Raw genomic sequence first — 13116 nt, 5'->3', positions numbered from 1 at the left:
GAATTAATCAAGACCATGCTAGAAGAACTCGATCTCAACACTCTCACTGGACTTTCACAACAGGAAGTCGCTTACAGGTTGCAGCGAGAAGGTTTTAACGAACTGCCTTCTAGTAAACAGCGCCATCTTTTGACCATCGCCTCGGAAATTTTGCAAGAACCAATTTTTTTGCTTTTAGTTGCTTGTGGAGGTATCTATTTATTTTTGGGAGAGGTACAAGATGCACTAATTTTACTTGGTTTTGTCTTCTTTATCATGGGTATCACGCTTTATCAGGAGCAAAAAACAGAGAATGCTTTAGAAGCACTGCGAGATTTATCTAGCCCCCGTGCTTTGGTAATTCGTGACAGTCAACAAAGGCGCATTGCGGGACGGGAAGTAGTGCGGGGAGATATTTTGGTGCTGGCAGAAGGCGATCGCGTCCCGGCTGATGCCATACTTTTATCTAGTACGCACTTGATTTGTGATGAGTCTTTACTTACTGGTGAGTCAGTGTCAGTGAGAAAGGTTGTTGGCAACCCCCAATCTCAAATTGCCCGTCCTGGTGGCGATGATTTACCTTTTGTTTACTCTGGGACTTTGGTGGTAGGCGGTCAAGGAATAGCCCAAGTCACAGCTACGGGTAGTTATACAGAAATTGGCAAGATTGGTAAAGCATTACAAACTGTAGCGCCGGAAGAAACCTTATTACAACAGGAAACCGGACGACTAGTGAAAAAACTAGCGATAGTGGCGATCGCCATTTGTGTAGCGATCGTCATTATCTACGGTATCACCAGAGGTAATTGGCTTAACGGCTTTTTGGCTGGTTTGGCTTTGGCAATGGCGATTTTACCTAACGAATTTCCTGTAGTCGTGACTATCTTTTTGGCGTTGGGTGCGTGGCGAATCTCCCAGAAACATGTTTTGGCTAGGCGAATGCCAGCTGTAGAAACCCTTGGTTCGGCAACAGTGTTATGTGTGGACAAAACCGGCACACTCACCTTTAACCAGATGTCAGTGACTCAGATGTTTGCTGAAGATGAGTTTTACGATCTCAACCGTCACCACCAGCAGCCAGACCTACCAGAAACTTACCATCAGTTAGTAGAGTTTAGTATCCTCGCCAGTCAAAAAGACCCCTTTGACCCGATGGAGAAAGCTTTTAAAGACTTGGGTAATCATTATTTAATTAATACAGAACATCTCCATGATGACTGGAAATTAATCCGCGAATACCCCCTATCGCCCGAATTGCTGGCTATGTCTCACGTTTGGCAATCAAGCGATGGTGCAAATTATATTATTGCTGCTAAAGGCGCACCGGAAGCGATCGCCGATCTATGCCATTTTGATGCCGCACAAATGCAGCAGTTATCACTACAAATTGCCCAAATGGCCAATGCTGGCTTACGCATTTTAGGTGTAGCTAAAGCTTACTTCCAGTACACAGACCTACCTGGTGAACAACATGATTTCAACTTTCAGTTTCTAGGATTAGTGGGATTAGCTGATCCAGTACGCCCCACCGTCAGAAGTGCAATTGAGGAATGTTACACGGCTGGTATTCAGGTAGTTATGATTACTGGAGATTATCCTGGTACAGCCCAAAATATAGCTCGTCAAGTTGGGCTAGTTTCCCCAGAACAAGTAATCACTGGGTCTGAACTAGAGCAGATGGATGATGCGGAATTATCCCGCAGAATCAAAACTGTCAATATTTTTGCACGGGTTGTCCCAGAACAAAAGCTGCGTCTGGTCAACGCCTTAAAAAATAACGGGGAAATTGTCGCCATGACTGGTGATGGTGTAAATGATGCCCCCGCCTTAAAATCAGCCCACATCGGTATTGCAATGGGGGGAAGGGGTACAGATGTAGCCCGTGAAGCCGCCGATTTAGTGCTACTTGATGATGACTTCTCCTCAATTGTTGAGGCTGTCAAACTTGGTCGCCGCATCTTTGACAATCTCAAAAAAGCAATGGCTTATACCTTAGCTGTTCACATACCCATTGCGGGAATGTCATTGATTCCGGTGCTGTTCAAGTGGCCTCTAGTGTTACTCCCGATTCATATCGCTTTTCTGCACTTAATTATTGACCCTGCTTGCTCAGTAGTGTTTGAGGCAGAACCACCAGAAGTAAATATTATGCACCGCCCACCCCGCAACCCCAAAGAACCATTATTCAGTGACCGAACTTTAGGTTTAGCCTTGCTGCAAGGTATAGGGATTTTACTAGTATTATTAGTAGTGTTTGCGACTGCTTTATATCGAGGTCAAGGCGAACTAGATGCCCGCGCCCTCACCTTTACCACATTGATTATCGCTAACCTCAGCCTGATCTTAACCAATCGTTCTTGGTCACGCACAATTTGGGAAATGGTACGTTCCTATTCCCGCAATGTTTACCCAGCACGGATGACCAATGTAGCCTTGTGGTGGGTGTTAGGAGGGGCATTAGTATTTCTCGCTTTTGTACTTTACATACCTGTATTACGGCAATTATTCCGCTTTTCCACACTACATCCGATTGATTTATTCATCTGCTTCACAGCAGGCATTTTCAGTATTTTGTGGTTTGAACAATTGAAAATCTTTTATCGCAGAAGACGAGCTTCTGTTTAATAACTAACTTTTAGGAAAAAATTATTATGGATTTAACTACTAATTATCTGGGATTAAAATTGCGATCGCCGCTTGTCCCGTCCGCATCTCCTTTATCGGCAGAGATTGACAACATTCTCTGGATGGAAGATGCTGGTGCAGCCGCAGTGGTCTTACCTTCTCTGTTTGAAGAACAGTTGAGCTTAGAAAGTTACGAATTAGAGCATCATTTAACTTACGGAACTGAAAGCTTTCCAGAATCATTAACATACTTCCCCCAATATCAAAATTTTCGTATCGGCCCGGAAGAATACCTAAATCTCATTCACCAAGCTAAGGAAAAGGTGAAAATCCCTATCATTGCCAGTCTGAACGGTTCTTCCTTAGATGGTTGGACTGATTACGCCAAAATGATTGAACAAGCAGGGGCAGCAGCTTTGGAGTTAAATATTTACTCAGTCTACACCGACCCTGAATTAACTAGCGAACAAATCGAGCAGCATTATATTGATATGCTCAAGGTCGTGAAAGCAGCCGTGCAGATTCCGGTAGCAATTAAGCTGAGTCCTTACTTTACTAATATGGCAAACATGGCCAAGCGTCTAGATGATGCCGGGGCTGATGGCTTGGTTTTGTTTAATCGTTTTTACCAACCGGATATTAACTTAGAAACCCTAGAAGTACAGCCTAATGTAATTTTAAGCACACCCCAAGCAATGCGCCTACCTCTGCGCTGGATTGCCATCCTCTACGGCCGCGTTCATGCTCATCTAGCAGCTACCAGTGGCATTTATAACGCCCATGATGTCTTAAAAATGCTGATGGCTGGAGCAAATATTACCATGTTGTGTTCTGTTCTCCTCAGACATGGCATAGGTCACATCAAGTGTATCGAACAAGAAATACGTCAATGGATGGAAAAACACGAATACGAGTCAGTACAGCAACTCCAGGGAAGCATGAGCCAAAAACACTGTCCTAACCCCAGCGCCTTTGAACGCGCTCAATATATGCGGGCGTTGCAAAGCTATCAGCCAGAATGGGGACTAGTTTACGAGGCTTCTTATTATTACGGGTAACTAAATCAATATGGGTAAACGAATTGGTATCCTCACCAGTGGTGGTGATTGTCCTGGGCTTAACTGTGTAATTCGTGCAGTTGTCAGCCATGCAAAACTTACTTATGATTGGGAAGTATTGGGGATTCCTTATGCCACCCAAGGTTTACTGGAACGTCAAGCGATCGCACTCAATATGCACGGCTGGGATCTGCGCGGTATTGATCCTCTGCTGAATATGGGTGGTACGATTTTAGGCACAATTAATAAAGGTGATACTTTAGCCCATGTTGATGAGATGCTGGCTAGTTATAAGGCTTTGGCTTTAGATGCGTTAATTGTCATTGGCGGCGATGGTAGTTTGAGTATTCTCCATGAACTCGCTAACCAAGGTCACTGGAATTTAATTGGTATTCCCAAAACCATAGATAATGATGTGGCTTTGACAGAACGCGCCATTGGTTTTGATACAGCTGTGAATACTATTGTCGATGCTTTAAATAGACTGACTTTTACAGCTGCTAGTCACGATCGCGTGATGATTGTCGAAGTTATGGGACGTTCCGCCGGACATCTAGCATTACACGCAGGTATTGCTGGTGGTGCAGATGTCATATTGATTCCTGAAATATCATACACAATTAGCGGTTTATGTCAACATTTAGCCGAACTGCGCGATCGCTGGCGACGTAAATTTGCGATCGTTGTTGTTGCTGAAGGGGCAAAGTTATGTCTGGAAGATGTGGAGAACAATATTAAGGTTTCTGTCTCATCTCCTAAATGCGGTCGTGGTCAATATATCGCTGATCAAATAGCTCAATGTAGTGCCAATTTGATGGATACCAGAGTTTCTGTATTAGGACATATCCAACGTGGTGGTATTCCCTCAGCCTTAGACCGTTTAACCGCCACAGTTTTTGGTAAGACAGCCGTGGATTTAATCGCTCAAGGTCAATTTGGCAAAATGGTGGCTTGGCAAAATGGTGAAGTTATCCCAGTCCCGATTGAGGATGTAGTAGTGCAAAGTCCTTTACACGTTAACCCTCACAGTTCTTTAGTGCAGAGTGCGCGTTGTTTAGGTATTTATGTAGGCGAAAAAGGTTAATTTGTTATTTCATTCCTTGGGTGGAAGCTTTGTCTTATTGGTGCGGTAAGCTGAACTGGGAAGCGTGATAAAATTAACTTTCCTGCCCGCCAAATAGAATAACTAAACAAGGAAATAATGAACAATATCCGACAGCGACTAAATAATTCTTTTATCATTCGCTTCTTACTATTGTTCGCTTTTGGTTGGGCTGCTTTACAGCTTTTTGTTTATTTTGAAACGGTAATTGTAGTTTTTACATTTGCAGCCATCTTAGCCGCTTTATTAAACTATCCTGTGCGATGGTTGCGGCGCTTTCTACCTCGCACAGTCGCAGTTATTTTAGTTTTCCTCATCAGCCTCTTGATTGCTATTGCTTTAGCAACCACTCTTGGTTTAGCAATCTTATCTCAAGGGCAACAACTCATTGATAGATTTTTGGAAATTGCTAATTCTGTGGGTTCTTTAGTAGCACAACTAGAATCTTTTCTGCAAACTCGCAATTTACAATTAAATCTTGATGCTATTGCCGAAAGAATCCAAAACTTTGCCTTAGCTAGTGTTAATTATTTAATTAGTATTTTAGGAACATCACTTACCAATTTTGTTAATCTAATTTTTATTACAGTTGTTACCCTTTTTATGTTACTAAATGGGGAAAATGTTTGGCGTTTCGTCTTGAAATTCATTCCAGAAAAATCTCGTAATTATTTCGCGGCTACAGTTGAAGAAAAGCTCTTGGGGTTTTTCCGAGGGCAATTACTTTTAATGTTATTTCTGTCTATTTCTACTTGTTTAGTTTTTATATTATTACAGGTTCCTTATCCCTTAGTTTTGTCCCTAATTATCGGCATTCTTGATGCCGTTCCAGGGATTGGTGCAACCTTGGGAATTGGTACTGTCTTTTTAATTTTACTAATTCAAGATATTGTACTTGCTTTCAAAGTTTTAGCAGTTTCAATTATACTCCAGCAAATTCAAGATAACTTAATTTCACCGCGAATTATGCAAAATTCAGTCGATATCAACCCACTCGTGACATTTTTTGCTTTATTAATTGGAGCAAGAATTGCTGGGCTACTAGGTGTTTTTCTAGCTGTACCAATCGCAGGTTTAGTTGTCAGCTTACTACAAATTGATGAGTTGAAAGGCGAAACTAATACCTAATTAAGTAAAGCGATATAGGAATCCAATTTGATTTCTGAGACAGTTTTAAGTATAGAGTGAAATGTCTAAGCTAAAATGTTGCATTAATTAACCACAGAGACACAGAGGCTAGGAGTCAACTTATTGCACTATTTTAGTCTAGACAATCCACTAGCGATCGCCATTTCTGCCACACCTCATTCTTTAATTTTCCACCCTGAGTAAATGATGCAGGCAGTTGAGTAAGTCCTTGGCGGTGAAGGGTTTGGGTAACACTTGCTCTACACCTACTATGGCTGCTTGTGATAAAGTTTCATCTGAATTGATCCCACTGCTAGCAACAATTCGCACCTGGGAGTTCATTTTTTTCAAGGTACGAATGGCTGTGATCCCATCCATTTCGGGCATCATCATATCCATAATCACAACATTAATGCGATGTTTGTTTTGGGCATAGAGGGCGATCGCTTCGATACCATTAGAAGCAGTTAGGACATTGTAGTTATTATCTTGGAGAATCATCTTGGCAATTTCACAAATTGGCGCTTCATCATCGACAATGAGAATTAATTCTCCCTTGCCTATTGGTGTTTCTATCTCCTTAACTGTTACGTCTGCCATTCCTTGAATCGCTGGCAAGAACAGCGTAAATTTGCTACCTTGATCAACTGTGCTAGAGACAGTAACAAAACCGCCATGACTCTTAATGATACCTAATACGGTTGACAGTCCTAATCCTGTACCTACTCCTACGTCTTTTGTGGTGAAGAATGGATCAAAAATTTTATCTAAGATTTCTGAAGCCATACCTACACCTGTATCTGTAACAGTTACTTGAATATAATTGCCAACATTAGCCTCTAACACCATGCTGGCGTAGGTTTCATCAATGGCAATATTTTCTGCTGTGATGTTAATAATGCCACCATCTGGCATAGCATCACGGGCATTAACAACGAGATTCATCAGCACTTGATGTAATTGGGTGACATCTCCGGCTACAGTCCAAAGGTCTTCCGGGATGCTGGCAGTAAATTCAATCGATTTGGGAAATGTCTGTTTACCAATCAAGATAATATCGGTAATTAAGTGCTTGAGTTGGACTGTGATTCGCTCTCCTTTAAAGCCGCGTGCAAAGGATAGCACTTGTTTGACTAAACCAGCGCCACGCTTGGCGTTATTTTCGAGAATCTCTAACAGATATTGTGATGATGCTCCCTCTACTTTAGGCGATGGCGTTCCGCCCAGCGTAGCTGATCGCTTCTGTTCTTTGGGTAATTTGACTTTCAGAAGTTGGGCAGCAGCTAAGATTGGTGTCAAAATATTATTCAAGTCGTGAGCAATGCCACTGGCAAGTGTACCCAAGCTTTCCAATCTCTGAGCGCGAAAAAACTGTTCTTCTAGTTGTTTTTTGTGGGTAATATCAGTATCAACAATTAAAATTGATTTTGCTTCTCCGTCCGCATCACGCATCAGTGTCCAACGGCTTTCGACAATCACTTCTTTGCCGTGTTTAGTTAATTTATGTAACTCACCTTGCCATACTCCTACCTCAGTCACCACGTTAAAAGCCTGCTCATTCTGGTGAATTAAAGTTTCTGTGTATAGTATATCTCGCGCATTCCTACCTATAGCTTCCTGTTTTGACCAACCATACAACCGTTCTGCACCTTGATTCCAGAATAAGATTTCGCTATCTAAATCTCGTACATAAATGGCATCGGTAGCAATTTCTAATAAAGCTGCTTGCTCACGAATTTTTTGTTCTGCAACTTGGCGATCGCGCAGTGCGGCTTGTCGTTCGCTAATATCGGCAAAGGATGTCACTACCGCATAAGGGACTGTTTCATTTTCCCGATACAAAGGCTGAGAGTTAATTGAAATCCAAGTCAATTGACCATCAGGTTTGTAAATTCCCAGATTCACATTAGAACAGGGTTTGCCTGTGCGTAAAGTTATCATTGCTGGATACTCATCACTAGGGAAGGGTGAGCCATCTTCCCGAATGGTTAGCCAACGCCCATCATCAGAGGTGCGACCTATAATTTGCTCTCGGTTCAACCCTAAAATTCTTTCCGCACTGGCATTGCAAGTGATAATCTTGCCATCAGCTTGCTGTAATACAATTCCCTCACTCATGGCTGTAAAAACGGAGCGATAGAACTCTTCACTTTCTCTTAGGGCTAATTCTGATTGTTTGCGATCTGTAATGTCTCTAGTTGTGCCAATCATCCTGATTGCTTGACCAGAATCGTTGTAGTAAACTTGACCTTTGCCACAGAGCCAGTGAATACTACCATCAGGCCAGACAGTCCGATATTCAACCGTAAATTGACCTCCTTGCTCAATAATATTAGTTATGGATTGCTGGAAAGCTTCTCGGTCTTGCGGATGAATTAATTTCAGAAAGCTTTGAAAATTGGGATTTAAAGTTGTGTTCGGCAGACCATATAGTGACCCCATATTAGCTGACCAGACGGCTTCATCAGTCAAAATATTCCAATCCCAGATGCCCATGTTGGCAGATTCCAAGGCTAATTTTAATCTAGCTTCACTCTGTCGTAGTGATTCTTCTGCCTGTTTGAGATTGGTAACATCTTCAGCCATGTCACTATAAAACATCACTTTTCCTTGTTGATGCCGTCTGCTAAAGTCACTATTGCAGTATTCGATAGGCTTGGGAGATAAGTGACTGAAAGCTTGGAGGTTACAAAAAGTTTGCCACTGATTCAATCCTTGCAACAAGCTAGTGATAGTTACAATGCCAACCAGTTGCTCACTATCGTTCAAAATTGGTAAGTGACGGATTTGATGCTGAAGCAATAAGGAGAAGACTATAAAAATGTCTTGAAAATCTGCAATTTTCATTGTGATGGCTGGCTGTTGCATCACTTTAGTAATCTTGACATTGGCGAAATCAACTGTTGATGCTGCCAACTTGACTAAATCTTGCTCCGTGAAGATACCCAACAAATGTCCTGAATCAATGACTAAAACATAACTAGTTTCTTGTAAATTAATATTGCTACAAGCAGCCGATGAGTTAAAGTTATGAGATTGCACACTCTGGCATTGTTGCTGATTCATCAAGCTAATAGCATCAATAACATAACTATCAGGATTAAGTGTCAAAGGATGACGGTCAATCAAATGATATAAATTATGTAAATAAGTTGATAGCTCGTTGAATCGCATAGTTAATTCGTCAATTTTCATTATCTTATTGACCGCAGAACGAGTAGGCGAAGCTGATGGCGAATAAAGTCAGAATTGTCGATTAATGAAGACTTAATTGGACTTTATAGAGATTTTTAATAAGAAATCGCTATCTGCTATTACTAGACAGAAAAGCTATCTTATGCGCTGATGGTCAGTTTAGGTTGGATGTGGATGTAATTTCTTCCTCTTCAAAATCATTCTATTGGTAAATCAGGAATAGATGATCTATGACTTCAAAAAGATTATCTTTAGTTCAGGCTTTAACTATACTAATTAGGTTAGGTATAGAGACAAATTCATTTTTTAAATGATGAAGCTTAGTTTTTTCTATGTATTTAATAAATTAGTCATTTGTCAGTAGTCAGTAGTCATTAGTAAAAAGTTATTCTCCCTAGCTGGTTTCATTTCTCACTTGTATGTACACCGTAGCCTCTTTGATGAGGAAGAATAACTATGGACTAATGACTGATGACTAATAACTAATGACCATTTTTCCAACTTACCAAATCTGCGAGAGAGCGATCGCGGTAATGTCCGTAACGCTCCTGTTTATTTTTGATTTTCACACCCAAATCTGGCAGAATGCCAAAGTTAGGCGGCATGGGTTGAAAGTGTTTAGGCGAGGCGGAACTAATAAATTCTAATAATGCGCCTAACATTGTGGTGGGTGGTAAAGCTACAGGTTCCTTCCCTAACGCTAACCTGGCTGCATTGGTTCCTGCCAACCAACCACCGGCGGCGGCGGCTGTGTAGCCTTCAGTGCCAATTAACTGTCCGGCCGCTAATAATGTCGGACGTTGTTTAAATTGCAGCGTGGGTAGCATTAACTGGGGTGCATTGATAAAGGTGTTGCGGTGCATTACTCCCAACCGCACAAATTCTGCCTTTTCTAAGCCTGGGATCAATTGAAATACTCGCTTTTGCTCACCCCAACGCAGATTTGTTTGAAATCCTACCATATTCCACAACTGACCAGCTTTATCTTCTTGGCGCAACTGCACCACCGCATAAGGACGTTCCCCCGTGCGGCTGTCAGATAAACCCACAGGCTTGAGGGGGCCGTAACGCATAGTATCTTCTCCCCGTTGCGCTAGTTCCTCGATGGGGAGACAGGCTTCAAAAAATTTGGCTGTTTCACGTTCAAAATCTTTCAGTTCTGTTTGTTCTGCTTTGCAGAGTTCTTGCCAAAACCGCAAATACTGTTCCTTATTCATGGGACAGTTGAGGTAAGCGGCTTCACCTTTGTCATAACGCGAAGCCATAAAAGCAATATCGCGGTTAATCGAATCTCCCACGATAATAGGGCTAGCGGCATCAAAAAAGCTCATATACTCCATCCCCGTGAAGCGGTGCAAGTCTTGCGCCAAGTCGGGACTAGTTAACGGCCCAGTTGCCAACACCACAATACCTTCGGGAATGGCTGGGACTTCACCACGGCGAAATTCAATTAAGGGATGACTAGCGAGGGCTTGGGTTAAATCTTGCCCAAATTGACCCCTATCTACTGCCAATGCGCCACCTGCTGGGACGGCGTGTTCATCAGCTTTAGAGATAATTATAGAACCAAGTTGGCGCAATTCTTCATGCAGCAATCCAGCAGCGCGATCGCTCGCCATTGCCCCAAAGGAGTTACTACACACCAACTCTGCCAAATGTTCTGTATGATGGGCAGGGCTGAAACGTTTAGGACGCATTTCATGTAAAATTACTGGCACTCCAGCCTGGGCAATTTGCCACGCCGCCTCTGTTCCAGCTAGTCCACCTCCAATTACTTGTATCGGTTGTTGAGTCATAGCTAATTTTTAATACCTAATTAAATACACTTGCTTGGACTGTTTATATATCAACAATCATAAAGGAATGCCTCCTTGCCTGCAAAAACTAAACTGCCAAATTTGCCGATTTGAAAAAACTGTCAAATTTCACCCTGCATAAAAAACAGTAGCCAAACCTATGAAGTAAGTGAAAGGTAATTCACTACCAACAACATTTACTTTATTCAGAAGTCCAGTTATGAAGTCACGTTTATTTCCAGCGACTATTGCTTTTCTAGCTATTTTCACTGCACAAAATGCAATGGCAGATTCCGTTATCAAAATAGAAAGAAAAGTTGAAGTTCCAAATATTCCCATCCAATTAATTCCTACTACTAGCATTAGTGGTGTGATTACAAATGGTGGTAGTAATAATGGTGGTCAACCTAACTTTACTTGTAATGAAATTAAACTATATATTGCTGAAAATGTTACTCCACCACCATCAGGTAGTGGAATTACATTACCTGAATACAAACAAATTGGCAATGTAGTCAAAGCTCAAGGTAATATTGCTACTGGTTGTCAATATACTTTACCTATTGCTTCTAAGGCTATTGGCAAATCTGTTTATGTGTTTGCTATAAGTCCCAATAAATGGACTACATTTATAAATAGTGTAGATATTTCGCCTAATAATTTTTCTAATCCTATTCAGGTTAATAAAAACGAGCATCTCAAAAATATGAACCTAACTATACGTGCTACAGCTATTAAATGATGATAAGAGCCGTAAAATGATATATATGGTAATTAAACGAGCTAGATACTAAACGTTTAACTAAATAATAGCTGTTTGAAAGGGGATGGCGCGATCGCGCCATCCCCTTTCAATTAATGATTCAATTTGCTACCTGCATCTCGATAACATTCAGTAGTTCCACCAGACTATTAATATCAATGATAATTCCTGGCTATTTATATAGTTCTCATATATTTCTGTTTTATAGCTTCTACCTCTTGCTTTAATTCATTGGCATGAATTAATCCTACATAACCTCTAAATTGACAATTACCATCACTGTTATAAATAGATACACGGGGAACTTGAGCCAAATTATCGCGCATTCTTAATTTACCGCTATTATCTGAAAATTGAAAATTCTCTTTCAACTTATCAACATTACCAAACATCTGATCCCAACCATTTTGCCCTACTTGATTTACTTTTTGTGCATTTTTACTATCTTTTAACAAAGTAATAGTCATTCCTGAAACTTTCTTTAACCTTTCAATAACTACATCTATTATTTTTTCATCCTCTAAAATACTATCCACGATGATTTTTACAGTTTGAGAACAATGCCAATAGTTAATATGAGCATCTGCTGCACCTGCTGCAATTGCAGCTAGAGAAAAAGCTTGATTAACACCTGGGGTTAATTTACTAGCTGCTTCAACAGCAGGAAACTCGGCTACTGCACGTACAGTTTTTTCTAGATTATTGGCATTTGTAGATATAAATTTATCTTTTACGGATAATTTAGATTCATTAGTTGATCTTAAGCTAGAGCTTATGGGGTAAGCAATTAAGTCTGAAGAATGAATAATATTAGTCCATTGTAGAGGTTGTTGATAATCTAATAAAAAATCATGAACCTGTTCTGGTTTTATATCTAAAATCATGTTGAATAAGAGTATTGGTGAACCCAGTGTAAAAATACTCTTGAGTTGCACTTCTTTCTTAATCAAGGAACGAATTTTATATGCAGCATCATCATGGGGAAATTTTTGGGAGAATAGTATATCCCATAAAATAACAGTTCCCATTGAATGAGCTATTATATGCAGTTCTTTTTCTTCAGGATGATGTAGGATAAATTCTTCTAAATGCCCGGCAATTGATTCGCGGATTTTTGCACCTCTTTCCGGGTTTAAATAAGTAAAAGCATCGCCAACGAAATCGGAAATAAATTCTTCTCTAATTTCTTGACCCCGAAATATATCTTGTGGGTTAATATTTGGATTTTCTTGTTTTGCAAGTTGTAAGTCTTGATGGATAAAATTTGATATTTTGCCCTTGTTATTGAGAATGTCAGCGTAAAAGCCCGAATGAAAAAATGGTGGCTTTATGCCTCTTTGTGATAAATCTTCTTTAATTAAATGTTCTAAAGGTCTAGCAAATTTAACTTTTGCCTCAGCTACACCATGTATAAAAAATATGAGCATCTTAGTTAAAAACTAATAACGGCGCTCACAATATAACCGATGA

8 protein-coding genes are annotated in these 13116 nt (G+C 40.6%); 5 read left to right on the top strand and 3 right to left on the bottom strand.

The genetic code is table 11. The annotated features are described in order from the left end of the window. Nucleotides 1-15: 15 nt before the first annotated feature. The 4 genes from NSMS1_RS01165 (at nucleotide 16) to NSMS1_RS01150 (ending at nucleotide 5892) form a co-directional block, all read left to right on the top strand. A complete protein-coding gene (locus NSMS1_RS01165) occupies nucleotides 16-2604 on the top strand; it encodes a cation-translocating P-type ATPase (protein ID WP_224090255.1) in 2589 nt (862 codons plus the stop codon). 26 nt (nucleotides 2605-2630) lie between these two features. Beyond that, a complete protein-coding gene (locus tag NSMS1_RS01160) occupies nucleotides 2631-3662 on the top strand; it encodes a dihydroorotate dehydrogenase-like protein (RefSeq protein WP_224090253.1) in 1032 nt (343 codons plus the stop codon). Nucleotides 3663-3672: 10 nt separating this feature from the next. After that, complete coding sequence (locus NSMS1_RS01155) at nucleotides 3673-4746, top strand: ATP-dependent 6-phosphofructokinase (protein ID WP_224090251.1); 1074 nt, start codon at nucleotides 3673-3675, stop codon at nucleotides 4744-4746. Between the two features lie 117 nt (nucleotides 4747-4863). Then, on the top strand, nucleotides 4864-5892 hold the full coding sequence (locus NSMS1_RS01150) for an AI-2E family transporter (RefSeq protein WP_224090249.1): 1029 nt from the start codon (nucleotides 4864-4866) through the stop codon (nucleotides 5890-5892). Between the two features lie 183 nt (nucleotides 5893-6075). Here the strand turns inward: NSMS1_RS01150 and NSMS1_RS01145 are convergent, their stop codons facing one another. After that, nucleotides 6076-9087 (bottom strand): PAS domain S-box protein, encoded by a 3012-nt coding sequence (locus tag NSMS1_RS01145; protein WP_224090247.1) that lies wholly within the window; start codon nucleotides 9085-9087, stop codon nucleotides 6076-6078. Nucleotides 9088-9569: 482 nt separating this feature from the next. Further along, nucleotides 9570-10883 carry an FADH(2)-oxidizing methylenetetrahydrofolate--tRNA-(uracil(54)-C(5))-methyltransferase TrmFO gene (gene trmFO, locus NSMS1_RS01140; protein WP_224090245.1) on the bottom strand — a complete coding sequence of 438 codons (1314 nt, stop codon included), beginning with the start codon at nucleotides 10881-10883 and terminating at the stop codon, nucleotides 9570-9572. 220 nt (nucleotides 10884-11103) lie between these two features. On the opposite strand from trmFO, the gene NSMS1_RS01135 reads away from it, so the two are divergent. After that, on the top strand, nucleotides 11104-11625 hold the full coding sequence (locus NSMS1_RS01135) for a hypothetical protein (protein ID WP_224090241.1): 522 nt from the start codon (nucleotides 11104-11106) through the stop codon (nucleotides 11623-11625). Between the two features lie 197 nt (nucleotides 11626-11822). On the opposite strand, the gene NSMS1_RS01130 is transcribed toward NSMS1_RS01135, so the two are convergent. Further along, a complete protein-coding gene (locus NSMS1_RS01130; RefSeq protein WP_224090240.1) occupies nucleotides 11823-13073 on the bottom strand; it encodes a hypothetical protein in 1251 nt (416 codons plus the stop codon). Nucleotides 13074-13116 lie beyond the last annotated feature (43 nt).

The sequence above is a fragment of the Nostoc sp. MS1 genome (assembly GCF_019976755.1).
In the GTDB taxonomy this organism is placed as follows: Bacteria; Cyanobacteriota; Cyanobacteriia; order Cyanobacteriales; family Nostocaceae; genus Trichormus.
The sequence above is the reverse complement of the archived record's forward strand: the minus strand, read 5'-3'. Positions and strand labels throughout refer to the sequence as shown.